Source organism: Streptococcus mitis B6 (genome assembly GCF_000027165.1).
In the GTDB taxonomy this organism is placed as follows: Bacteria; Bacillota; Bacilli; order Lactobacillales; family Streptococcaceae; genus Streptococcus; species Streptococcus mitis_AR.
This window is the reverse complement of the sequence record NC_013853.1, coordinates 472,942-497,205: the sequence shown is the minus strand read 5'-3', so window position 1 is coordinate 497,205 and position 24,264 is coordinate 472,942. Positions and strand designations below refer to the sequence as shown.

The window sequence follows — 24,264 nt, the reverse complement described above, 5'->3', positions numbered from 1 at the left end:
AAAATGGAATGGCTTAAACAATATCGATATCCAATAATCGCTGGTCTCATAGGCGTATTTCTCGCTTGTTTGATTGTCTCCTTTGGCTTCTTCAAAACAATATTTGTATTGATTTTAGGAGCACTGGGAGTTGCAGCTGGATTCTATATCGAAAAAAACTATATAGATAAATAAAAAATAAAAATTACTAATTTAATTAAAGGAGTTTCATATGTCAAACGAAAAAAACACAAACACTAACGTAGAAAAGAAAGATGCTACTGTTGTAGCTCACGAAATCAAAGGGGAACTTACTTACGAAGATAAAGTTATCCAAAAAATCATTGGTCTGTCACTAGAAAACGTTTCAGGTCTTTTGGGAATCGACGGTGGTTTCTTCTCAAATCTTAAAGAAAAAATCGTTAACAGCGATGACGTAACAAGTGGTGTTAACGTAGAAGTTGGTAAAACACAAGTTGCAGTTGACTTAAACGTTATTGTTGAGTACCAAAAAAATGTTCCAGCTTTATATTCAGAAATCAGAGAAATCGTATCTTCAGAAGTTGCTAAAATGACTGACTTGGAAGTTGTTGAAATCAACGTAAACGTTGTCGACATCAAAACTAAAGAACAACATGAAGCAGATTCAGTAAGCCTTCAAGATCGCGTATCTGACGTTGCTGAATCAACAGGAGAATTCGCTTCAGAACAATTCGAAAAAGCTAAATCTGGTCTTGGATCTGGTTTCTCAACTGTTCAAGAAAAAGTTAGCGAAGGTGTAGAAGCTGTTAAAGGTGCAGCAACTGGTGTAGTATCTCACGAAAACACTCGTGTAAACTAAGATAAAATAAATATAACAGGAGAAATTATCATGTCAGTAGAAGAAAAATTAAATCAAGCTAAAGGTTCTATTAAAGAAGGTGTTGGGAAAGCCATCGGTGATGAAAAAATGGAAAAAGAAGGAGCAGCTGAAAAAGTTGTTTCTAAAGTAAAAGAAGTTGCAGAAGATGCCAAAGACGCTGTAGAAGGTGCTGTAGAAGGTATCAAAAACATGTTGAGTGGCGACGATAAATAAGGCTAAAAGTTACTTTATCTTTTTAGTAACATTAGTCAAAAGAGTCTGAGTCAAGATGATTCTCAGAAAACAAAAAGCTAGAGATTTCCAATTGTGGAACTCTAGCTTTTTAATTTTGCTTCTTTCTCTTATTATATTACAGCAGGTTGTTGGCCATGAGTACGAATCCCATATCAATTCTCTCTTGAAGCTTACCTCTCAGATGACATCTCTTATAACCCAAACAAACCTTTATCTGCCCAAAGACAGATTTCATATCAATCTTACGTTTAGCGAAAATTTATCTACACTTGGAAGATAAAAGTGCCTGATATTCTTTAGTTTTTAAACACTGATAACGTTCATTTATATACAGTCCTTTTTGAAGGGTTGATTCAGGTTCATCATCGCAGTCAAGATTGATTTCAAGTATTTTTACTTTCTATCTCCCCTTTTTCATAATGTATTTTCGTATAGGTGTTTCAACCATTTGAACGATTTCAAATCCTTCTTTTTGATAAAGGTGCTGGGCTGCTTGATTTGCCTCGAAGACATTTAGAGAAATACTATCTATGTCTCCATTTTTAAAGGCCAAACTAACAAATTTCCTTAAAGCCTGGCCACCTAAGCCTTGCCCCTGTTTCTGGGGATTGATAAAAAATCTCCCGATATGAAGATTCCTACCTTCTAGCCTGATTTTCTGGATAAGCCCGACAAACTCTTGTCCTTCCAAGATTGAAAAGATTCCTTCCAAATCTTGCAAGACTTGAATTGTCAAGGGAAAAGGAATCATTGTTCCCATCCATTGTTCTTGAAAAACTTTGCCAAGGGAGTTGGACCATTGGCAGACGAGCCGAGCGTTTTCTGTGCTCACCTTTTCTTCAAAACGAATTGTCATCTTGACCCCACCATCTTGTCTATGTTTCTCCATTATACTACTTCTCCTATTTTTTACGAATAGATAAGTATGATTGATTTTTATTTTTTTCTTGTCGGGAGCATTCTCGCTTCCTTTCTTGGTTTGGTCATTGACCGTTTTCCAGAGCAATCCATTATCAGTCCAGCTAGTCACTGCGATTCCTGTCAGACTCCCTTGCGTCCCTTAGATTTGATTCCGATTCTCTCACAGGTGCTCAATCGCTTTCGCTGTCGCTACTGCAAGGCTCCTTATCCTGTCTGGTATGCCCTTTTTGAACTAAGCTTAGGACTCATATTTCTGCTTTACTTTTGGGAATTACTTTCCTTGAGTCAAGTCATCCTAATCACTGCTGGTTTGACCTTGGGCATCTACGACTTTCGCCATCAGGAATATCCCTTACTGGTCTGGGTTGTCTTTCATCTGCTTCTAATGGTCTGCTCTGACTGGAATCTAGTCATGGTCTTCTTCCTTGTCCTTGGAATTTTGGCTCATTTTATCGATATCCGCATGGGCGCAGGGGATTTTCTCTTTTTAGCTTCTTGCGCTCTCGTCTTTAGTGCGACCGAATTACTCATCTTGATTCAGTTTGCTTCTGCGACGGGAATTCTAGCCTTTCTCCTGCAAAAGAAAAAGGAAAGACTTCCTTTCGTGCCTTTCCTCTTACTCGCTGCTTGTGTGATTATTTTTGGTAAGCTACTGCTTGTTTGATAAAGTCCTGAATTGGCTCTCCTTGATGGAGAGCTTTTACAATTTTCGAACCAACGATAACACCATCTGACACCGCATTGAAGCGTTCTACATCAGCTTGACTAGATACGCCAAATCCTGTCAAGACTGGAATGTCGGCCACTTGATGAAGTTGCACCAAGTGCTTGTCCAAGTCTGCACGGTAATTGCCAGATTTCCCTGTCACCCCATTGATGGCAACCGCATAGACAAATCCTTCTGCCCCTTCAATCAACTCTTTCTGGCGCTCAATCCCTGTTGTCAAGCTTACTAGAGGAATCAAGGCCATGTCTGTGTCTACCAAAAATGGCTCTACAAAATTGGCATGCTCATGAGGAAGGTCTGGAATAATCAAGCCCTTAACCGCTGTATCTGCTAAATCTTTGACAAAGTTCTCAACGCCGTACTGAAAGAGGGGGTTGAAGTAGGTCATGATGACCAGCGGAACCTCTGTTTCAATGGTTTTCAAGGTTTCAACCAAAGTCTGGGTAGAAGTCCCATGGGCTAAACTGCGCAGGCCAGCTTCTTCTATAACAGGTCCATCTGCGACAGGATCTGAAAAGGGAATACCCACTTCAATAGCCGAAACACCCAAATCTTCTAAAAAGTGTATTGTTTCTCCGAGTCCAGCCAAACCTTTCTCATGGTCTCCAGCCATGATATAGGGAACAAAAATTCCTTTTCCAGCTGCTTTGATAGCATTCAATTTTTCTGTTAGTGTCTTAGGCATGAGCTTCTCCCTTCTTTGCTGCATCTGCTTCCAAGCGGTCTTTGACTTGAACCACATCCTTGTCCCCACGACCTGATAGACATACTATCATGGCTTTGTCTGGTCCAAGTTCTTTGGCCAATTTCACTGCAAAAGCGATAGCATGGCTAGATTCCAAGGCTGGGATAATTCCTTCCACACGAGACAAGAGTTGGAATCCTTCCAAGGCTTCTTCGTCTGTCACAGGGACATAGCTGGCACGTTTAATATCGTGGTAGTGAGAATGTTCTGGACCGATACCAGGATAGTCCAAACCTGCTGAGATAGAGAAGGCTTCAAGAATTTGACCATGGGCATCTTGGAGCACATCCATGAGGGAACCGTGAAGAACACCTGGACGCCCCTTGGTCAAGGTAGCTGCGTGGTGCTCTGTATCCACACCAAGTCCAGCCGCTTCAGCTCCATACATAGCTACTGACTCATCTTCTACAAATGGATGGAAGAGACCGATAGCGTTAGAACCACCACCAACACAAGCTACTAGGGCATCTGGTAAATCTTGACCTGTTAAGTCACGGTACTGTTGTTTAGCTTCTCGACCGATGACACTTTGGAAGTCACGAACGATTTCTGGGAATGGATGAGGTCCTAAGGCAGAGCCAAGGATATAGTGGGTATCATCGATATTAGCCACCCATGAACGAAGGGCTGCATTGACCGCATCCTTGAGCACGCGCGAACCATCAGTCACAGCCTCGACCTTGGCTCCCAAAAGCTCCATACGGAAGACATTAAGGGCTTGGCGTTTGACATCTTCCTCACCCATGTAGATAGTACATTCCATGTTAAAGAGGGCTGCAGCAGTTGCAGTTGCTACACCGTGCTGACCAGCACCTGTTTCTGCGATAATTTTCTTTTTACCCATGCGTTTAGCCAGAAGAACTTGTCCCAAGGCATTGTTAATCTTGTGGGCCCCTGTATGGTTGAGGTCTTCACGTTTAAGATAAATCTTGGCTCCTCCGATATGCTGAGTCAAATTTTTTGCGTAATAAAGGGGAGTTTCGCGTCCCACGTACTGACGCAAGAGTTGGTTTAATTCCTCTTGGAAACTTGGATCTTCCTGACTTTCACGATAGGCCTTCTCCAACTCCAAAACTGCTGTCATCAATGTTTCTGGGACAAAACGTCCGCCGAATTTTCCGTAAAATCCATCTTTATTTGGTTCTTGATATGCCATTCTTTACCCTCTCTATAAATCTTCTAATCTTTTCATGATCTTTTTGTCCGTCTGTCTCCACTCCGCTTGATACATCTACTGCATAGGGAGAAAAGTGTTGAATTGCTTTTACTACATTGTCTTCCTTAAGCCCACCTGCGATAAAGAAAGGCTGAGTTAGTCCAATCGTATCCAGTTGAGCCCAGTCAAAGGTCTGGCCACTCCCAGCCACAGGGGCATCAAAGAGTAGATAGTCTGCCTGAGAATTGGGCACATGACCCTCTCCATCCACATGCACAGCCTGAATACTGGCACAAGGCAAATTCTCAAATAAATCATCTGCCACCTGACCATGAACTTGAACCAAGTCCAAGCCAACTTTGTCAATGACTTCTAACAGTTCTGCCCGACTTGGTGAAACAAATACACCAACCTTTTTGACACCTGCAGGAATAAGCTTTGCCAGCTCAGAAGCCTGATCCAAAGCCACCTGTCTTTTACTAGGTGCAAAGACAAAGCCGATGTAGTCTGCTCTTGCTGATACGGCTGTTTCCACCGCTTCCTTGGTCGATAGTCCACAAATCTTAACCTTTGTCAATCTGCAACTCCTTGATTCTTTGGGCTACATCTTCTGCCTGCATGAGAGCTGTCCCTACTAAAATTCCGTTAAAGTATGGCGCTACTCGTTCCGCATCCTGTCCTGTAAAAATAGCAGATTCAGAAATGTACAAGCAATCATCTTTGAAATGTTTAGCCAAATCTACACTGGTCTGCAAGTCAACTTCAAAGGTGGTCAAGTTGCGATTATTGACCCCGATAATTTGAGCCCCAAGGCGGTGAGCTACCTCTAGTTCAGCTAGATTGTGAGTCTCCACTAAGACTTCCAGACCAAGCTCTGTCGCATAGTCATAAAGTTCCTTAAGACGTTCTTCTGACAAGGCTGCCACAATGAGCAGGATGACTGTCGCACCTGCATTGCGAGCGCGAATGATTTGCTTTTCATCAATAATAAAGTCCTTGTTGAGCGTCGGAATCTGTACCTGACTGGAAATCTCTCGTAGATAATCCAAATGTCCTTTAAAGAAAACTTCATCTGTCAGAACAGAAATCATCACTGCTCCGTTTTCTTCATAAGTCTGGGCCTGTTGCACAATATCCACATCTAGATTGATATCTCCCAGACTAGGGCTAGCCTTCTTGACCTCAGCGATTACCTGTAAACGGTCTTGGTGTTGTTTTAGATAGTCAGCCAAGCAATAGGTCTGGCGCAGAGGCTGGATTTCCTCCAGCTCCATCTGCTCGACCTCACGCGCCTTCTGCTCCAAGATTCGTGCTAAAAATTCCTGACTCATTTTTGGTACTCCTGTAACAGTCTGAGTTTTTCAAGGGCCTTGCCACTAGCAATCACTTGACGAGCCAAGGCAACTCCATCCTTGATACTAGCTACCTTACCATTAGCATAGAAACCAAGACCAGCATTTAAAACTGTCGTTTCCAAGAATGGACTTGGTTCATTTTTAAGAACGCTGAGCAAAATTTCTGCATTTTCCTGAGCATTGCCTCCACGAATATCTTCGATAGCGTAGCGCTCCATCCCCAAATCCTCTGGAGTAAAGCTTGACAAGGTAATTTCGCCATTTTCAAGAAGTGCAATCTTGGTTGTTCCATTCAAACCAGCTTCATCCAGTCCTTCTGGTCCAGCAACCACGATGGCACGTTTGCGACCCATATTTTTCAATACCTGAGCTGTACTTTCTAGCAATTCTGGACGACTAATTCCAAGAAGCTGTGTTTCCAAAGCCATTGGGTGAATTAGGGGACCAGTCAAGTTCATAATCGTTGGAATTCCCAATTCCAAACGAGCTGGCATGATGTATTTCATGGCTGGATGCATATTTTTAGCAAAGAGAAAGACAATGCCAGTTTTATCAAAAACCTTACCTAGTTCAGCTGGTTTGAGGTCTAGGTTGATACCCAAGGCTTCGAGAACATCTGCAGAACCAGATTTAGAAGAAATCGAGCGGTTACCGTGTTTTGCCATGTGAACACCACCACCAGCCAAGACAAAGGCTGCAGTTGTCGAAATGTTAAAACTGAAAGACTTGTCCCCACCTGTACCACAGTTGTCCATAGCATCATGAATCTCAGTTGGAATATGTTGGGCATGCCCTCTCATGACTTGGGCAATGGCTGTGCGTTCTTCAGGTGTTTCCCCCTTCATCTTAAGAGCCAAAAGGAGAGAAGCAATCTGCGCCTCCGTTACACGCCCAGTTACAATACGCTCAATGACATCCGTCATTTCCACACCTGATAAATTTTCAAATTTTGCTAGTTTTTCAATAATCTCTTTCATCCTAGTTTCCTCACTTTACAACCTTCTCGATAAAATTCCGAATAGAAGACAAGCCATCTGGCGTTCCAATACTCTCTGGATGGTACTGGAAGCCATAAATCGGTAGGATTTTGTGTTGAATCCCCATGATGGCTTGGTCATCAGTAGAACGAGCTGTCACTTCAAAGTCTTCTGGCATTTCCTCAATCAAAATACTGTGGTAACGCATGACTGCACGGCCATCCTCGATGCCTTGATACAAAATAGATGGCGCTTCAAAGCTGATATTGCTTTGTTTCCCATGCATGACTTTTGGAGCCAAACCTAACTTACCACCAAAGACTTCTGCGATGGCTTGGTGCCCCAAACAAATCCCAAGAATCGGCTTCTTGCCAGCAAAGTCACGAATCATATCTTCCATCTTTCCAGCATCAACTGGCCAACCAGGACCAGGAGAAAAGACCAGACCATCTGCTTTTTCAGCTTCTTCATACAGCTTGGGATCATCATTTCTCAAGACCTGCACTTCTGAAAAATTCCCAATGTATTGGGCCAAGTTATAGGTAAAAGAATCATAGTTATCAATCAATAAAATCATGGTCTTAGTTCTCCAATTCTAGTCATAGATTTAGCTTTGTTAATGGTTTCTTGGTATTCGTTTTGGGCGATGGAGTCGTAGACAATCCCTGCTCCAGCTTGCACATAAGCTGTTTGATTTTTGAGAATCATCGTTCGGATGGCAATGGCGAAATCCATATCACCCGTCGCAGACAAGTAGCCAATCGCTCCAGCGTATACGCCCCGTTTTTCCGTTTCCAGTTCATAGATGCGTCTCATCGCTCGAATCTTTGGTGCTCCAGAAACAGTTCCAGCAGGAAGTGTTGCTTTCAAGGCATCCATGGCAGTGAGTCCTGGAAGTAAACGCCCCTTGACCACACTGGTCAAATGCATGACATAACGGAAAAGCTCCACTTCCATATACTTGGTTACTTGGACACTGGCCGTTTCAGAAATGCGGCCAATATCGTTACGTCCCAAGTCTACTAACATTCGATGCTCTGCTGTTTCCTTCTCATCCGAAAGCAGGTCTGTCGCCAAAGTCTTGTCCTCTTCATCCGTAGCTCCTCTTGGGCGCGTCCCTGCAATCGGATTGGTTGTCACGATGCCATTTTTAACTGAAACTAAACTTTCTGGACTGGCACCGATGATTTGATAATCACCAAAATCATAGAAATAAAGGTAATTAGAAGGATTAGTCACGCGGAGATTTCTGTAGAAGTCAAATGGATTTCCAGTAACTTCTGCTGAGAAGCGCTGACTTAGTACACATTGGAACATATCGCCATTACGAATCAAGTCACGAGCTGTTTCCACCATTTCCTCAAACTTCTGAGGAGCAATATGGGGTTTGAAGTCTAACGGAGATAGATCCAAGTCTTCAAATTCATTTGGAGCAGGAATGCGTAATTCCTCAAGCACTTGGTTTAAGGCTTTTTCCAAGTTTTCTTGACTACGCTCACTATAGAGAGCATCCTCGATGACATGAATTTTTTCCTTCTTGTGGTCAAAGACCATGTAACTCTCATAGACGAAGAAATGCATGTCTGGCGTTCCAATTGTATCTTGAGGAATTTGACCAATTTCTTCATAAAGCGAAATCATATCGTAGCCAACAAATCCAATGGCTCCCCCACCAAAAGGGAGGTCTGAATGGTGTTGGCTCTTATGAGTCACTTCATAAAGAAAATCCAAGGGATCCCGATCAATCACTTGACCATTTTGATAAAGAACTCCATTTTCAAACTTAATCTCAAAAACTGGATTATAGGCTAAGATAGAAAAACGAGCGGTTTCCTTGTCTCTCGGAATACTCTCTAAGATAACCTTGTGTTGCCCCTTTAAGCGCATATACGCCAAGATTGGCGATAAGACATCTCCATGAATGATTCGTTCCATTGTAATTTCCCTTTCGATTCTTTTCTTTGTAGACTTTTAGTCTTAATTTATGATTTTTTTCTATTTCCCTTAAATAGTGCGGACGGGAGGTAAAATTATCCAGTGGATGATTTTAGAAATCCATGAAATGAAAGACCTAATTTTTGAGCTCCTCGCTCATTCATTTCTAGGCTCAGGCTAAAATAGTTCCCCGAACTATTTTACTCTCAAAAATTCCGTTCTCGAGAAGCATCTTTGCTTCTCGAGAATACCACTATGGCGGGAAATATCTTTTAAAAGCTCACTTCGTTCGCAAATTTTTTGTAGCAATCTATTTAATAATGAACAATAATTTAAAACTAAACAGCTGAACCTATAATAGATATATAAAAATCCCCACGCAAAATAACTTGCGTGAGGACGAAATTCGCGGTGCCACCTCAATTATAGGATTTCTCCTATCTCTCATTCCTGTCTCAAAAAGTCCTGTAACAGGCTGTGCGATAAAGGGCACTCCCTTGAGAATTATGTTTTCTTCTCTCGTTTCAGATGGACCCAACCTTACAGCTTTCTCTGCTTGTTTCCAGCAACCACAAGCTCTCTGTGAGAGAAAAGACTGTAATTTTTCCATCTATTATTTCTTAGCTTCTAGGTAGTCTGCAATCGCAGCTACGTCCTTGTCTCCACGACCAGAGACATTGATGAAGAGATGTTCATCTCGGTACACCTTTACTAGCTTCTTTCCTTGATAGTTGGAATCTTTCCACTTTCTATCGCTATCATGTTACGAAAAAAGCCCACACACAGAATATACTTCTGTGTGAGGGCGTTGGTAACGCGGTGCCACCTCAATTATAAAGGGACTATTCCCCTTTACATCTCTGCCTTGTCTAACAACAAGTTGCACTGTAAGGTGTGCGCACCGAATTTTCATTGTTTCAAATTCATTTTTAAAATCAGCCCACTTTCACTACTCCCAACCACCTATTCACAATCACCACAGGCTCCCTGAAGATTAAAAATAGTTACTTTTCTGATTTGTTGAACTTATTTTAATACTTTGTTTTTTCTTTGTCAAGACTTTTTTACGATTTTTTTGATAAAGTTAGCACTTTTTCAGAAACTGTTTTGAAAGTCTCAATGATATAGTCTACTTCTTCATCGCTTAGTTTAGTATGAAGAGGAAGGGTAATTTCATTTTCAAAGAAGGCATAAGCCTTAGGATAATTCGCCATATCAAAGCCAAGGTTCTTATAGGCTGTCAAAAGAGGAAGTGGTTTGTAGTGGACATTACTTGCAATTCCAGCTTTAGCCAATTCTTGGATGATGAGGTTGCGTTCTTCTAAACTTGCTCCTTCTACATGGGTAATGTAGAGGTGGCGTGAAGATTCGACAGTTTCAGTCTTGTGTGCCAAAGGATGGATGCGAGAACCTGCAAAACCACGATCATAGCGGTCCACGATCTCCTTACGACGTTCTAGCAAACCAGGGTAACGGTCCAATTGTACCAAACCAAGTGACGCCATGATATCGGTCATATTGCACTTGTAGGCTGGTGTGACGATATCGTATTCCCATGAGCCTAGTTGCATCTTAGCAAGAGCATCCTTAGTTTGACCGTGAAGGGAAAGAATTTGAAATTCCTTGTACATTTCTTCGTCATCAATCGCTGGATTGGCTTTCCAAGTCGCACTTCCTCCCTCAGCAGTTGTAAAGTTCTTAACGGCATGGAATGAGAAGGAAGTAAAGTCGGCGATTGATCCAGCAGGTTGCCCTTTATAAGTAGATCCCAAAGCATGGGCACTATCAGAGACAATCACAATACGGTTAAAGGCTTTTTGCCACTTGCTTGCAGCAGTAAAGAGATCACGTTTCTTCTCCACAACTTGGAACAAACGGTCATAGTCGCACACAATCCCCGCAAGCTCAACCGGAATAATCACCTTAGTCTTTTCAGTAATGGCTTGCTCCAGCAGGTCATAGTCCATCTCAAAAGTATCTGCTTGGATATCCACCATGACAGGGGTTGCTCCCACGTGAGTGATAACACTACATGAAGCTGTATAGGTCATAGCTGGAACGATGACTTCGTCACCAGGACCAACTTCTAAGACACGCAAAATCAACTCAAGAGCAGCAGTCGCAGAGTTGAGGCAGACAGTCTTAGGCGTCTGTGTATATTGAGACAAGCGACGCTCTAGTTCTTTTGTCTTAGGACCTGTTGTGATCCAACCAGAACGCAGGGTATCCGCTACTTCAGCAATTTCTGCTTCCGTAATATCGGGTGGTGAAAATGGAATATTGTAATTTGGCATTGATTTGCTCCTTTTATCTGTACTCATTTTCTCATGACTACTTTATTTTAGCACTTCAAACACGGTTTGAAACATGATTTTGATGTCTCCAAGGAAACTAAACTCTCGGAGATAGGCAAGGTTATAGCGCATCTTTTCAGGAAGAACATGCTCCACATAGGCCTGGTCAACCGACAAACCTTTCTCCGTCATTTGACTAATAATGGTGTCCTCATCCTTGTAGTTGATGCTGGCTGGAGAGGTAATCCCTGCTGGTAAAAGCAAAGTTGCCATCATTTCAGGGCTATACTGCTCTGTGTAGCGTGGCACTTCAGGCCGTGTACCAACAAAGGACATTTCGCCTTTAAGGACATTGACCAGCTGAGGCAGTTCGTCCAAACGCACACGGCGGATGAAATTGCCAACCTTGGTAATGCGACTATCGTTAGCAGAAGTCACCAAACTTCCTTTTTTGTCTGCATCCGTCACCATGGTACGGAACTTCCAAATCTTGAAAGGTCGATTGTACTGGGTCACGCGCTCTTGCTTGTAAATCACTGGCCCCTTGCTATCCAACTTGATCCAAATACTCAAGATGAGAAAAACTGGTGAAGTCAAAATTAGCAAGACCAAGGCCAAAGCCCAATCCAAACAACGCTTGAAAATCAGCGAACCCTTCCTTTTAGAGACAAGCTGGTAGTAAGACTCAACCTCGCTTGATTTCATTTCCACGGGCAAGTCTTCCCATTTCAGCATGCTGTTTCTCCTTTGTTTTTATTATACTATTTGTCAACATTTTTCATTATACCACAAAATGGAAAAGGCGGTGTAAGAAATCTGTAATTTGAAGGATTTCCTTCTTATGCTCAATGAAAATCAAAGTACAGCTTTTAGGTTGCAGATAAAGCTGACCTGACTTGAATAAATTTTCAAAGAGTATTAAGACATGGCACCTGCCTGCAAGCTATACATTTTGTGATAGGTTCCTCCCAGAGCCAAGAGTTCCTCATGGGTTCCACTCTCGATAATGCGCCCCTTGTCCAAAACATAGATACAGTTGGCGTCTTGGATGGTCGAAAGGCGGTGAGCGATGGCAATGGTTGTCCGCCCCTGTCTCATCTTAGCCAGAGAAGCTTGAACCAGACTTTCTGTTTCAGAGTCAATATTGGCTGTCGCTTCATCCAAAATCAGGATTTTAGGCTGGCTGGCGACTGTTCTGGCAAAGGCAAGAAGTTGACGCTGACCAGTAGAAAAGCTCGAACCACGCTCAGAAACAGGGGCGTCATATCCCTGAGGAAGATCCTGAATAAAGGAATCTGCATCGACAAAAGAAGCTGCGTCCTTTACCTGCTCATCACTGATTTCTTGGTACATGGCGATATTGGACTTGATGGTTCCATGATAGAGGAAGGGATCCTGCAAGACCAGACCGATGTTTTTTCTCAACTCTTCCTGACTGTAGTTCCTGATATCCACATCATCCAAGAGAACTCTCCCTGATTGAAATTCATAAAAGCGCATAAGGACATTGATAATCGAAGATTTCCCTGAACCTGTATGACCCACAAAGGCAATGGTTTCACCCTTATTAACGGAGAAGGAAATATCATCCAGAATCTGATGTTTCCCGTCATATGAGAAACACACATGTTCAAAACGGATATTGCCTTCTTGGATTTTGGCTTCCCCATCTTTTTGAAGAGGCTCATAGGTCTTCTCGTCAATCAAGGCAAAGACACGACCTGCAGACACCATGGAAGTTTGAAGGGTCGAAAAGTTTTGCGTCACTTCAATCAGAGGATCAAATAGACGATTGATATACTGGATAAAGGCATACATGGTTCCTGCTGTTATTCCCAGATAAAGTCCACGATAGCCAAAATAGGCCATCAAAACTGCATATCCTAGAAGTTTCAGTAAACTCATGGCAGGCCGCAAAAAGAGGGCATCCAAGGCTACAGAACGGTTGGCATAGACCAAGTGTTCTTGGTTGATTTCATCAAACTCTGACTGTAGGCGCTTCTCTTGATTAAAGGCCTGGATTATTCTGATTCCCTCGATGTTTTCAGCCAGCTTGCTATTGATATCTGACAAAAGACTTCTGGTTTTCTCGATAATCTTGACAGATTTTTTTCGATAGAGATTGACCAAAAGGAAAATCAAGGGGAGAAAGAGCAAGACTAAAGCAGTCAAACGGAAATCCAACACTAACATGGTATAAAGGGTTGTCAGAAAGATGAAAACTGCTGAAATAAAGCTGGATAAAATCCCCGAAAACATATCACTGATAGTCTCGGTGTCATTTGTCAAACGAGAGACGATAGAGCCTGCTGGCATCTTGTCAAAATAAGACATGCCCAGCTTTTCCATATTGGCAAAGGCATCCCGACGAATATCCCTAACAATACTGTAAGACACGCGCGCAAAGAGAAGATTGCCGACATACTGGACCAGAGTTTGTAGGATATAAAGGCCATAGTAGGCCAGCAAAACGGTCACAGCGAGTTGGTTGAGATTGCTGAGATACTGGTCGATAAAGTGGGAGGCCACAAGGGGAATGACACTTTTAATGATCGTCGTCGCTAGTAGAAAACTAAGTGCCAAAAAGGTAAGGAGTCCATAAGGTTTGAGATAAGACATCAAGCGCTTCAATACAGTCCATTGTTCTTTCTTATTCTGCATCTTCTTCTCCCTTCATTTCCAGCTGCTGAGACTGGTAGGTTTGGGCATACCAGCCATCCAAAGCTAGCAAGTCTTCGTGTCTGCCTCGTTCGATGATTTGCCCATTTTGCAGGACTAAAATCAAATCTGCATGGACAACTGCACTGAGGCGATGAGCCGTAATAATGGTTGTCTTGTCCTTTCGCGTCTCCTTGAGGTTGTCGATAATCGCATACTCTGTCTTGGCATCCACGGCGGACAAAGAATCATCTAAAATCAAGATATCAGGGTCTAAAATCATAGCTCGACTCATGGCCAGACGCTGCTTTTGACCTCCAGAAAGACTGACTCCCTTTTCACCAATCAGTGTATCAAATCCTTGAGGCATGTCTACAATGTCTTGATAAACTTGAGCTAGCTTAGTCGCTTCCTCGACCGCTGAAAGGGGCAAGTTAGGATTGCCAAAGCGGATATTATCTAAAATCGAAGTCGCAAAGAGGAACTGGTCCTGAGGAACATAGCCCATGAGACTGCGAAGGTCCGTCAGACGATAATCCCGAATATCATGACCGTTTAGGTAAATGGCTCCCTTATCCACATCGTATTCACGCAAGAGAAGCTTGATCAAGGACGTTTTTCCAGAGCCTGTCTGTCCGACCAATCCCAGAGTTTGCCCTTTTTCCAAACTAAAGTGAACATTGGTCAGTGTTTCCTCATTTTCAAAGGCAAAGCTATCAATGGCATATTCCAAACGTCCATTTTCAATGCCATCTAAAGGAAACTCTGGGTCTTGTACAGGTGATTCCTGAGACAAAAGTTCCTCAATCCGCTGATAGGAAACCTTCCCTCGCTGAGTGATATTAAAGAGGAAACCAATAGCCATAAGAGGCCAAACCAGCATATCCAAGTAGCTGATAAAGGTGACCAGATTTCCAACCGTAATCTGTCCTTCCTGAACCATCAAGGAGCCGACTAAGAGGGTTAACACATAGGATGAACCAACAAATAAGAGAACCATGGGGTCAAAGAGACTATCGTATTTCATGGTTTTGAGATTCTTTTTGAAGGTCAATTCATTGACTGCCTGAAAGGACTCAAGCTCATCCGCCTGATAACCGAAAGACTTGGTCACTTTAATACCTGATACAGACTCCTGAACCTTGTTATTGAGTTCAGAAAAGGCAGCTTGAGATTCACCAAAAGCCTTATGAGTCTTTCTCCCTAAACGACTGGTCGCATAAGCCATGAAAGGTAAGGGTAAAATGGCAACTAAGGTCATTTGCCATGAGATGCTAAAAAGCATGGTTAGCAAGGTCACTAAAGCTGTGATTGAAGCATCCACCGCAGACATGACTCCTCCACCCGCCAGACGAGTTAAGGCATTGATATCGTTGGTGGCATGCGCCATCAGGTCCCCTGTCCGATAGGTCTGATAAAAGGCTGGAGACATTTTTGTGAAATGCTCAAACAAGCGAGAACGCATAATCTGCCCCAAACGGTAGGAAGTCCCGAGGATATACATGCGCCAAACATAGCGCAGATAATACATCCCAAAGGCTGCAAGTAGCAAATAAAATAGGTCAAGAAGGAGGTCCTGCTGGGTTAATTGCCCCGATGTGATAGCATCAATCACCCGCCCCATGACCATAGGTGGAATGAGATTGAGGACGGAAACCAAGACCAGGGCCACAATTCCGACTAGATAACGGCGTTTTTCTAACTTGAAAAACCACCAAAGTTTTTGAATAATGGACATAAAATCCCTTTCTGATTGCAAATGAAAACCTGAGGCCAATACTCAATGAAAATCAAAGAGCAAACTAGGAAACTAGCCGCAGGCTGTACTCGAGTACGGCAAGGCGACGTTGACGCAGTTTGAATTTGATTTTCGAAGAGTACAAGACCCCAGGCTTTTCTTATTCATAGGTTACGACTGTGACGGCACCCTTGTCATACTCAGCGATAAAGATATTGGCTACATTGTCATGTCCTTGCTTGTTGAGGTTATCAAGCAACCACTCTTCGCTACGACCAATCGATTCCAAAACATCAACTTGAATCACACCGTCAGTCACAACTGGATACTTAGGATTTTCATCTCCCATTTGGACCACGATGAGTTGGCCATTTTGCTCCTGCACAGCTCGTTTAACCTGTTTCATCTGGAAAATTCCTTGGCTACGAAGTTTGAGGGCTACATCCGATGCAGACAAGCCAACTGAACGACAGGCTTCTGGGTCAATCTTCCCATTTTTGATGAGGAGAGTTGGTTTCCCATCAATCAAGCGTTTGACAAAACGAACATTGTTGTTAATCCATTTGAGGGTCAAGACCAAAATCGTCCACATCATCAAAATCACTGCGTATTGCAGAATACTGATTGAACTATTGTAAATTACCCCACCGATGATACCACCGAGAACATAGTTCTGAATTTGGTCTGTCGCAGAGTTAGGTGCTAGGTTTCCTTTTCCTGTCACATTGATAACAAAAACCAGCGAGAAAAGACCCAAGGCCAGTTTGATTAAAATTTCCATATAGTTGAGTGTCATTTGTTTACCTCCACCAATTCAATAGCGTCTGTTTGATGCAATTCTAATTTCTCTAAAAGATACTTGTCTGGTTGGCTCCCGTTCATGGCACGGTAGAAATCTGAACCTACCTTGACAAGCGCTCCATCAGTGGCAGCTGAAGTATTGACATAAACTTTTGATTTATCCACTCCCAAGTCTTTGGAAACAACCTCTATGAAATGAAGGGAGGTTTGAAATTGGTTGTTTGAGGCTTGATTGGTCTGGTATTTTGAAATCGTCACCAAAAGCATGGCTACCAAAGTCAAGGCCAAAATCATGACCAATTCCCGAAATTTAGTTCCCTTTTTATCTCGATAAGCCTTAAAAGCAAAAAATCCTGTGATAGCTAGGAGCACAATCCCAAAGCCAATCATGATGCCATTTTGCTGACTGATTTGGCTAAGCACATAGTCATATGAGTAAAATTTCATTTATTTTCACTCCCTTTCATATAATCATTCTTCATTATAAACGAAAGAGGGTGATTTTTCAAACTATACGTTGGGGAAATAGACTTATCAGACCAACTTCTCTAACTAATGACTCAAATACCTGTTTCAAGATTCTAATTTTGATAATTGATAAGAATAGACACTAGGAATTATCACTACAAAGAAAAGTGTCAAGAAGAATATCCAGTAAACATATAGTTGCACAAAGGAATTCAGAAACAATAACAATCCTCCTAATACCCAAATTTTTCCAGCTAGACGATGCGTTTTTCTCCAGTTTTCATCATTCTCCAAGGTCCACGGTAGTCGAATACCGATTATATAATTTCGGTGTGTTTTTGGTAGATAATTTCCAATTACGATCATCACGACTCCCATAAAAATCTGAGCTAGTAGCCCACTCATCATGGAATAACCCAAAGATTCTCCGAAGATAGAAATCATTGATAGACAAGATACAAAAGGAATAATCCAGTAAATTAAAATTTGTATTTTTGGACTGATATTGCTAGATTTAGGATCCTTAACCATTAAAAATAGAAGCACCCAATGCATCAAAAGCATGAGAGCCGGCAATCCAAAGATAGCAAACACTTTATGATTGTAGCCATCTGCTTGACCCAGTAGATTAAAATGAGTGGGTATCTCCTCTGGTAATTGATTCCAGAAAACACAACCTACAAGGGAAGGTAGTAGGATGAGAATGCTCGTAAATAATACCAATTTCTTATTGATTTTTATCTTCATCAAAATGATCTCCTTTCAGATCTGCTAACCAAACCATTATATCCTCTAAAACCGATGTATTTAACTCATAATAAATAAAGTTTTTTTCTTTCATTTCATGAATCAAATCCGCTGCTCTCAAAATCGTGAGATGGTGTGAAATCGTTGCACCTGTCAACTCGAAATAACTGGCAATTTCTCCTGCAGATAATCTACCTGCTTTGAGTAAATTTAAAATCTCTCTCCTAACTGGATGAGATAAGGCTTTAAAACTATTTGCAAAACTCATAATGACTCCTTTCCCTTTGTAATATTAGTAGGGCTAGGAATAAGCAAGGTAGAACTGATAGCATTCCGGTCGGTGATGGGCCTAAAATCAAGAGGCTTGAAACTTTTTCTCCTGGTAATTGGAAGAGTAACCCAATACCTGCAGTTGCATTGATTGCCCCATGAAATAGAGCAGAAGCCCAGATAGAATCTGTCTTTTCCAACAACCAGCTCAACAATATTCCTACGCTAAAACAAAATAGAAACATAGCAACAACTCCCAAAACGGGATAAGCAAAATAAGTAAGACCATAATTATATCCTTGCAAATTGATTGGTAAATGCCATAGACTCCAAATGAGAGCAAGTAAGACATGAGTCTGGACTAGTGAAAAGCGTCCTCTTAGCACTGGGTAAAGATAGCCACGCCAACCAATTTCCTCCCCCAATGCAAAGAAACTATTAAGAAAAGGAGCGTAGGTCAAACTAGCTAGGATTTGAATCAAGGCCAAGAAAGATAAGGGGAACGGTGATTGAAGGACTCCTTTTTCTTGTAAAATAGCTTGAATAGATTCAAAACCAAGGCTGAAATTGCTAGGAAATACAAGAAAATAAAGTCCTGCTCCTAAAAAACTGATAACTGCTGGTAACCAGATAGCTAGTAAGTAAAAGCGCCAGTTCCTCTTGATATTCACGGCTAATTTAGATTTGATTCCACTAGGTTGATTCGTGATTTTCCCTAAAATAAAGACTGCAAGTGCAGGCATCCACATGGCTACAATACTAGCAAGTTGACTCCATGGAGAATTTAGACCAACACCACTTAGCCATAGTGCCAACCATATTATCCAAGCAAGGGCATAAGCCAAGACCACAAAAAGAAGGATTGTTCTCTTATTTGACATAAATGTAACTTCACTTTCTATTTAGATATTTTTCTAAATAACATTATACACCTTTCTATTCTAAACACAAGAACTATTTAGATTTTTTTCTAAATAGTTTAGGAAATTTTTATTTTCTCAGGATAAAGTCTAAAGAGTGATTTTTCAAACCATACGTTGGGGAAATAGGCCTTTTTTTGGTATAATAAAATCTATAATCTGAATGAAAAAGGTAACTTTATGAAACTTATCTCATGGAATATTGATTCCCTAAACGCTGCCCTAACTAGTGACTCAGCTCGTGCCAAATTGTCCCAAGAAGTCCTACAAACCTTGGTCGCTGAAAATGCTGATATCATTGCTATCCAAGAAACCAAGCTTTCTGCCAAGGGGCCTACAAAGAAACACTTAGAAATTTTAGAAGAACTCTTCCCAGGCTACGAAAACACGTGGCGCTCTTCCCAAGAGCCTGCCCGTAAAGGCTATGCTGGAACCATGTTCCTTTATAAGAAAGAACTTACACCTACTGTCACTTTCCCAGAAATCGGTGCCCCTTCTACCATGGACTTGGAAGGTCGTATCATCACTCTAGAATTTGATGAATTTTTCGTGACCCAGGTTTACACACCAAATGCTGGCGACGGTCTCAAACGCTTGGAAGAACGTCAAGTCTGGGATGTCAAATATGCTGAGTACTTGGCTGAACTAGACAAAGAAAAACCAGTCCTGGCGACCGGTGACTACAATGTAGCCCACAATGAAATCGACCTTGCAAATCCTGCCAGCAACCGTCGTTCACCAGGATTTACCGACGAGGAGCGTGCTGGATTTACCAACCTTTTGGCAACTGGATTTACTGATACCTTCCGCCACATTCACGGCGATGTTCCAGAACGCTACACTTGGTGGGCACAGCGCAGCAAGACTTCTAAAATCAACAATACAGGCTGGAGAATCGACTACTGGCTCACAAGTAACCGCGTGGCTGACAAGGTGACCAAGTCTGATATGATTGACTCCGGTGCGCGCCAAGACCACACACCCATTGTCATGGAGATTGAGCTCTAAGGAGAAAACGAATGGACTATCAAGCTGTCATTCCTGAATTTGTAGTATCTGACATCGAAAAATCACGCCACTTCTACTGCGACCTGCTAGGATTCTCTGTCGAATACGAGCGTCCAGAGGAGAAATTTCTCTTCCTCTCGCTTGAAGACTGCCAACTTATGCTAGAAGAAGGCAGCTCAGGAGAATTAGCTCAGCTGACCTATCCTTTCGGGCGCGGTGTCAATATTTCCTTTGGCATTGCAGATGTTCCTCAGCTCCACCAAAAACTGCTGGAAGCCAACTATCCTATTTATCGTCCCTTAACCAAAAGAAAGTTTCGTGTTGGGGATCACTATATTTATCCACATGAATTTGCAGTCTTGGATCCAGATGGCTATTTTTTAAGATTTAGCGAGTAGAATAATAAAGACTGGGAAAAAGTCTTTAAAGTTAGAAAAAGGCATATTGTCAAGTCTTGAAAAATCTTGATAATATGCCTTTTATGATGGAAAAACTTTCTAAATGTTAGCCAATAAGTTAATTTTTGCCCATTTTTATTATATTTGTTCGTTTTTAAAACAAAAACACTAACAAAATATTTGATTTCTAAAGTTATTTAGTGTAAAATAAAAACATTGGCTCAAGCCTATTTAAAATTGAATATCATTTTACTTGTTTATGTCGTGAATTGGCACGACGTTTCTACAAGGTGCCGGAACACCTAACAATAAGTAAGTCAGAGTGAGGTATGGCCGTTTTTGCCATGCCTATTTGGGGGACTTACTTGGAGATTAAGTAGGTCCTTTTTCTATTTCTTGCTAGAAACTATAAACAAGCAGATGGATTAGCTTTTAGACTTTAGGAGGTCTTATGAAATTATTAGAAGAGCGCATCCTCAAGGATGGGCATATCTTGGGTGATAACATCCTCAAGGTGGATTCCTTTTTAACCCACCAAGTTGACTTTAGCTTGATGCGAGAGATTGGTAAGGTTTTTGCGGAAAAATTTGCTTCTGCTGGTATTACCAAGGTCGTGACCATTGAAGCGTCAGGTATTGCGCCAGCCGTTTTTACAGCTGAAGCCTTAAACGTTCCCATGATTTTTGCTAAAAAAGCTAAAAACATCACTATGAACGAAGGTATCTTAACTGCCGAAGTTTACTCCTTTACCAAGCAAGTGACCAGCACTGTTTCTATCGCTGGAAAATTCCTCTCACCAGAGGACAAGGTCTTGATTATCGACGATTTCCTTGCTAACGGCCAAGCTGCCAAAGGCTTGATTCAAATCATCGAACAAGCTGGAGCCACAGTTGAAGCTATCGGGATCGTGATTGAAAAATCTTTCCAAGATGGCCGTGATTTGCTTGAAAAAGCAGGTTACCCTGTTCTATCACTCGCTCGTTTGGATCGTTTTGAAAATGGTCAGGTCGTATTTAAGGAGGCAGATCTCTAATGCAAACTCAAGAAAAACACTCGCAAGCAGCCATTCTTGGCTTGCAGCACTTACTAGCCATGTATTCAGGATCCATCCTGGTTCCCATCATGATTGCGACAGCCCTTGGCTATTCAGCTGAGCAGTTGACCTACCTGATTTCTACAGATATCTTCATGTGTGGGGTGGCAACCTTCCTCCAACTCCAACTCAACAAATACTTTGGAATTGGACTACCAGTCGTTCTCGGAGTTGCCTTCCAGTCGGTCGCTCCCTTGATTATGATTGGTCAAAGCCATGGTAGTGGTGCTATGTTTGGTGCCCTTATCGCATCAGGGATTTACGTAGTTCTTGTTTCGGGCATCTTCTCAAAAGTAGCCAATCTATTCCCATCTATCGTAACAGGTTCTGTTATTACCACGATTGGTTTAACCTTGATTCCGGTCGCTATTGGAAATATGGGAAATAACGTTCCAGAGCCAACTGGTCAAAGTCTCTTGCTTGCAGCCATCACTGTTCTGATTATCCTCTTGATTAACATCTTTACCAAAGGATTTATCAAGTCGATCTCCATTTTGATTGGTCTAGTTGTTGGAACTGCCATTGCTGCTACTATGGGCTTGGTGGACTTCTCTCCTGTTGCAGCAGCACCTCTTGTCCATGTCCCAACTCCACTCTACTTTGGGATGCCAACCTTTGAAATTTCATCTATTGTCATGATGTGTATCATCGCAACGGTGTCTATGGTTGAATCCACTGGTGTTTACCTAGCCTTGTCTGATATCACAAAAGACCCAATCGACAGCACGCGCCTTCGCAACGGTTACCGCGCAGAAGGTTTGGCCGTACTTCTCGGAGGAATCTTCAATACCTTCCCTTACACAGGATTTTCACAGAACGTTGGTTTGGTTAAATTGTCAGGCATCAAGAAACGCCTGCCAATCTACTACGCAGCTGGTTTCCTCGTTCTCCTTGGACTGCTTCCTAAGTTTGGCGCCCTTGCCCAAATCATTCCAAGCCCTGTCCTCGGTGGTGCCATGCTGGTGATGTTTGGATTTGTATCCATTCAAGGGATGCAAATTCTCGCCCGTGTTGATTTTGCTAACAATGAACACAACTTTCTTATCGCAGCAGTCTCCATCGCTGCAGGTGTCGGACTCAATAACAGTAATCTCTTTTTCAGCATGCCGACAGCCTTCCAAATGTTCTTCTCAAACGGAATCGTTGTAGCCAGCCTACTTGCCATTGTCCTCAATGCCGTATTAAATCATAAAAAGAAATAAGAAAAAGAGGTGCGAGCCTCTTTTTTGTTTATAGCTAATGAACAATTATTGTAAAAATAAATCAGCTAAAAATCCTTCTCTTAACATCTCTAAATTGAATACATTCGTAATGTTACTAAATGCTTCTGCTAGTGGTAAGTGTGCTGTTTTCCATCCTTGACCATCAGTAACCCAAACAAATTCAACATTGTCATCTGAAGTAACAACAAATTGACTGAGTTCAGTAAACTCTCCAGCAACCGCTTTTAATTTACTTCCTCCGCCGCCATAATAATTTGTTTCAATCAACCAAACCTTATGTTTTTCTCGGGAATAAACTGCAACATCAAATCTTCTCTCAGACTTATCAACAGGTACTTTAATCCCCCACTTTTCTTTAATATATTGAGCTGTAGCTTGAGCTTTCCATTCTAATCTTTGTTCCTGAGAAATTTTTGCTACATGTCTCTCTAAAATCCCCTCCATGGTTGTTCCACTTCGGTTTTTTCGTGCATTGCTATCTAATCCAGTCTCCACTCCATAAACATAATCAACTAATGAACGATTAGCATGTTGTTGTAAAAAATTTAATAAACCGGATTGCTCAATAAATTTCATGTAATCATCTATTCTACTAGTGTCTATCGTTTTGAAATCCAATTGTTCAAAAGACATATTATCGTTTTCATCTATTGTTAAAACATCTAAAACTTTATCACGACTTGCAATCAAGCTAGGGATTGCTTTTAACAAATTGGGTTGTTTAATGAATAAGTGTAATGCTTCTGAATAAATATCGTCTTTACCAATTAAGTAGTTTAATGTATTTAACTCTAATTCATACTTCTTGGTCTCACGATTAACTTTACTCCAATTCACATAGTACTCTGGCGTTCTGTTGGTAATTGAAAGCGTAGAAAGAAATTTTCCCAAGCGCTCTTCTGACGGTAATTTATGATAATTTAATAGATTCATAAGATTCCTTTCTTAAAAATATTCACCTTGATTGTTCAACTCAAGTCTATCCATCTCTATATATTTAGTTAAATAATAATCTTGGTATCTTTGATCATGAATAAAATGCGCACCTACAGAAAAAGATTGTTCAGAAATATGTCTACCAAGTTCATCTATATCACCAAATAAAACCTCAATATATCTACCAAAACAATCTGAACGTCCTCTATATTTAGTATCACCCTCAAGTTTCGGATAATTAAATTCCTCGATAATTGCAATATAACTTATTATATTTATAATTTCTTGCAAGGAAAATTTTCCAACATCATTCAATAAAGCTAATACACTTCTTAACTCTTTAATACCATTATCAATTTCTTCTGATGATAGATATCTGTCATTATATAATGGATTATTAATTCTAATTAGTTGGTTTTCAATTAATAAATAATCTGAAATTGTAGATTCTATTGTTGTTAATGGCCTTTGTGAGATTGACCTCAAGACAATATATACTATATTCTTTATTAGTTTTACAGGAAATTTTTCAATATGACATTTTTCTATTATTTCCTTACAGATTGTTATAAAACTTACATCTTCTTCCTTAAATCTTACTAAACAATCGTAAGAATTTCTCTTTAATCGTTTTTTAGTCTCCTCGTTTGTTGCCTTATATCCATAAAATATCAACGTTATATCTTGAGGTGTTATAAGGATTCTAGATTTAGCTTCTTCTCCCTCTTTAATTGACTCGGAAAAACCAGAATGTTCTAAACAGTTAATAAGTTCAAGGCCAAATTCTTTATAAGTTGCATACTCACCTAACTCTAACAC

At 41.2% G+C, this 24,264-nt stretch carries 27 protein-coding genes, 1 pseudogene, 1 riboswitch and 1 other annotated feature; of the genes and pseudogenes, 8 read left to right on the top strand and 20 right to left on the bottom strand.

Annotated elements, in window-relative coordinates; genetic code table 11:
• Positions 1-3 precede the first annotated feature (3 nt).
• Genes SMI_RS02810 through SMI_RS02800 form a run of 3 tightly spaced genes read left to right on the top strand, consistent with a single transcriptional unit; the run spans position 4 to position 1,054 of the window.
• Positions 4-174, top strand: coding sequence for a DUF2273 domain-containing protein (locus SMI_RS02810; protein WP_000455065.1), 171 nt, complete (start codon positions 4-6; stop codon positions 172-174).
• 37 nt (positions 175-211) lie between these two features.
• Positions 212-820: an Asp23/Gls24 family envelope stress response protein gene (locus tag SMI_RS02805; protein WP_000064116.1), complete on the top strand. Its 609-nt coding sequence runs from the start codon at positions 212-214 to the stop codon at positions 818-820.
• Between the two features lie 30 nt (positions 821-850).
• A complete protein-coding gene (locus tag SMI_RS02800; RefSeq protein ID WP_000109954.1) occupies positions 851-1,054 on the top strand; it encodes a CsbD family protein in 204 nt (67 codons plus the stop codon).
• A 136-nt stretch (positions 1,055-1,190) separates the two neighbouring features.
• On the opposite strand, the pseudogene SMI_RS11025 reads toward SMI_RS02800, so the two are convergent.
• Positions 1,191-1,442: pseudogene (locus tag SMI_RS11025) on the bottom strand (transposase); the annotation flags it as partial.
• Positions 1,443-1,475: 33 nt separating this feature from the next.
• The gene (locus SMI_RS02795; protein WP_164925545.1) at positions 1,476-1,931 is read right to left on the bottom strand and encodes a GNAT family N-acetyltransferase; all 456 of its coding nucleotides are present in this window, start codon (positions 1,929-1,931) and stop codon (positions 1,476-1,478) included.
• Between the two features lie 69 nt (positions 1,932-2,000).
• Between SMI_RS02795 and SMI_RS02790 the strand changes: the two genes are divergently transcribed.
• On the top strand, positions 2,001-2,660 hold the full coding sequence (locus tag SMI_RS02790) for a prepilin peptidase (RefSeq protein ID WP_000564995.1): 660 nt from the start codon (positions 2,001-2,003) through the stop codon (positions 2,658-2,660).
• Here the strand turns inward: SMI_RS02790 and trpA are convergent.
• The 16 genes from trpA to SMI_RS02710 all read right to left on the bottom strand — a co-directional run bounded on the left by trpA (position 2,632) and on the right by SMI_RS02710 (position 18,748).
• On the bottom strand, positions 2,632-3,408 hold the full coding sequence (trpA, locus tag SMI_RS02785) for a tryptophan synthase subunit alpha (protein WP_001126991.1): 777 nt from the start codon (positions 3,406-3,408) through the stop codon (positions 2,632-2,634). The two genes, SMI_RS02790 and trpA, sit on opposite strands and share 29 nt — an antisense overlap.
• Complete coding sequence (gene trpB / locus SMI_RS02780) at positions 3,401-4,624, bottom strand: tryptophan synthase subunit beta (protein ID WP_000331302.1); 1,224 nt, start codon at positions 4,622-4,624, stop codon at positions 3,401-3,403. Before trpB ends, trpA begins: the two co-directional genes overlap by 8 nt.
• The gene (locus SMI_RS02775; RefSeq protein WP_000169926.1) at positions 4,602-5,201 is read right to left on the bottom strand and encodes a phosphoribosylanthranilate isomerase; all 600 of its coding nucleotides are present in this window, start codon (positions 5,199-5,201) and stop codon (positions 4,602-4,604) included. The genes trpB and SMI_RS02775 overlap by 23 nt, the downstream gene beginning before the upstream one ends.
• Positions 5,188-5,955 carry an indole-3-glycerol phosphate synthase TrpC gene (gene trpC, locus SMI_RS02770; RefSeq protein WP_000076515.1) on the bottom strand — a complete coding sequence of 256 codons (768 nt, stop codon included), beginning with the start codon at positions 5,953-5,955 and terminating at the stop codon, positions 5,188-5,190. The genes SMI_RS02775 and trpC overlap by 14 nt, the downstream gene beginning before the upstream one ends.
• Entirely contained in the window at positions 5,952-6,956 is a 1,005-nt protein-coding gene (gene trpD, locus SMI_RS02765; RefSeq protein WP_000658706.1) for an anthranilate phosphoribosyltransferase, read from the bottom strand. Before trpD ends, trpC begins: the two co-directional genes overlap by 4 nt.
• 10 nt (positions 6,957-6,966) lie before the next feature.
• Positions 6,967-7,533, bottom strand: coding sequence for an aminodeoxychorismate/anthranilate synthase component II (locus SMI_RS02760; RefSeq protein ID WP_000601934.1), 567 nt, complete (start codon positions 7,531-7,533; stop codon positions 6,967-6,969).
• Complete coding sequence (gene trpE / locus SMI_RS02755; RefSeq protein WP_000439651.1) at positions 7,530-8,891, bottom strand: anthranilate synthase component I; 1,362 nt, start codon at positions 8,889-8,891, stop codon at positions 7,530-7,532. Before trpE ends, SMI_RS02760 begins: the two co-directional genes overlap by 4 nt.
• A 392-nt stretch (positions 8,892-9,283) precedes the next feature.
• Positions 9,284-9,514: a binding site (T-box leader), on the bottom strand.
• Between the two features lie 441 nt (positions 9,515-9,955).
• Positions 9,956-11,185, bottom strand: coding sequence for a DegT/DnrJ/EryC1/StrS family aminotransferase (locus tag SMI_RS02750; RefSeq protein ID WP_001134519.1), 1,230 nt, complete (start codon positions 11,183-11,185; stop codon positions 9,956-9,958).
• A 42-nt stretch (positions 11,186-11,227) separates the two neighbouring features.
• Positions 11,228-11,920 (bottom strand): sugar transferase, encoded by a 693-nt coding sequence (locus tag SMI_RS02745; RefSeq protein WP_000922186.1) that lies wholly within the window; start codon positions 11,918-11,920, stop codon positions 11,228-11,230.
• Between the two features lie 183 nt (positions 11,921-12,103).
• Positions 12,104-13,846 carry an ABC transporter ATP-binding protein gene (locus SMI_RS02740; protein ID WP_001180039.1) on the bottom strand — a complete coding sequence of 581 codons (1,743 nt, stop codon included), beginning with the start codon at positions 13,844-13,846 and terminating at the stop codon, positions 12,104-12,106.
• Positions 13,836-15,581: an ABC transporter ATP-binding protein gene (locus tag SMI_RS02735; RefSeq protein ID WP_000022594.1), complete on the bottom strand. Its 1,746-nt coding sequence runs from the start codon at positions 15,579-15,581 to the stop codon at positions 13,836-13,838. The genes SMI_RS02740 and SMI_RS02735 overlap by 11 nt, the downstream gene beginning before the upstream one ends.
• Before the next feature lie 160 nt (positions 15,582-15,741).
• Positions 15,742-16,377, bottom strand: coding sequence for a DUF421 domain-containing protein (locus tag SMI_RS02730; RefSeq protein WP_000174446.1), 636 nt, complete (start codon positions 16,375-16,377; stop codon positions 15,742-15,744).
• Complete coding sequence (locus SMI_RS02725) at positions 16,374-16,829, bottom strand: DUF3290 family protein (protein WP_000675334.1); 456 nt, start codon at positions 16,827-16,829, stop codon at positions 16,374-16,376. The genes SMI_RS02730 and SMI_RS02725 overlap by 4 nt, the downstream gene beginning before the upstream one ends.
• Before the next feature lie 126 nt (positions 16,830-16,955).
• A complete protein-coding gene (locus tag SMI_RS02720; RefSeq protein WP_000694124.1) occupies positions 16,956-17,597 on the bottom strand; it encodes an SdpI family protein in 642 nt (213 codons plus the stop codon).
• Complete coding sequence (locus SMI_RS02715; protein WP_000006512.1) at positions 17,578-17,865, bottom strand: autorepressor SdpR family transcription factor; 288 nt, start codon at positions 17,863-17,865, stop codon at positions 17,578-17,580. The genes SMI_RS02720 and SMI_RS02715 overlap by 20 nt, the downstream gene beginning before the upstream one ends.
• A complete protein-coding gene (locus SMI_RS02710) occupies positions 17,849-18,748 on the bottom strand; it encodes a CPBP family intramembrane glutamic endopeptidase (RefSeq protein WP_000066795.1) in 900 nt (299 codons plus the stop codon). Before SMI_RS02710 ends, SMI_RS02715 begins: the two co-directional genes overlap by 17 nt.
• 219 nt (positions 18,749-18,967) lie before the next feature.
• Here SMI_RS02710 and SMI_RS02705 point away from each other — a divergent pair, with 219 nt between their 5' ends.
• The 4 genes from SMI_RS02705 (at position 18,968) to SMI_RS02690 (ending at position 22,488) form a co-directional block, all read left to right on the top strand.
• On the top strand, positions 18,968-19,795 hold the full coding sequence (locus SMI_RS02705; RefSeq protein WP_000767454.1) for an exodeoxyribonuclease III: 828 nt from the start codon (positions 18,968-18,970) through the stop codon (positions 19,793-19,795).
• 11 nt (positions 19,796-19,806) lie between these two features.
• A complete protein-coding gene (locus SMI_RS02700; RefSeq protein WP_000386220.1) occupies positions 19,807-20,193 on the top strand; it encodes a bleomycin resistance protein in 387 nt (128 codons plus the stop codon).
• Positions 20,194-20,426: 233 nt separating this feature from the next.
• A riboswitch (purine riboswitch) is annotated at positions 20,427-20,522 on the top strand.
• Between the two features lie 122 nt (positions 20,523-20,644).
• Positions 20,645-21,226, top strand: a complete 582-nt coding sequence (locus tag SMI_RS02695; RefSeq protein ID WP_000770415.1) for a xanthine phosphoribosyltransferase — start codon at positions 20,645-20,647, stop codon at positions 21,224-21,226.
• Positions 21,226-22,488, top strand: a complete 1,263-nt coding sequence (locus tag SMI_RS02690; RefSeq protein WP_001194464.1) for a nucleobase:cation symporter-2 family protein — start codon at positions 21,226-21,228, stop codon at positions 22,486-22,488. The genes SMI_RS02695 and SMI_RS02690 overlap by 1 nt, the downstream gene beginning before the upstream one ends.
• Positions 22,489-22,533: 45 nt before the next feature.
• Here the strand turns inward: SMI_RS02690 and SMI_RS02685 are convergent, their stop codons facing one another.
• Positions 22,534-23,442, bottom strand: coding sequence for a type II restriction endonuclease (locus SMI_RS02685; protein WP_001050800.1), 909 nt, complete (start codon positions 23,440-23,442; stop codon positions 22,534-22,536).
• 12 nt (positions 23,443-23,454) lie between these two features.
• Positions 23,455-24,264 (bottom strand): hypothetical protein, encoded by an 810-nt coding sequence (locus tag SMI_RS02680; protein ID WP_000891182.1) that lies wholly within the window; start codon positions 24,262-24,264, stop codon positions 23,455-23,457.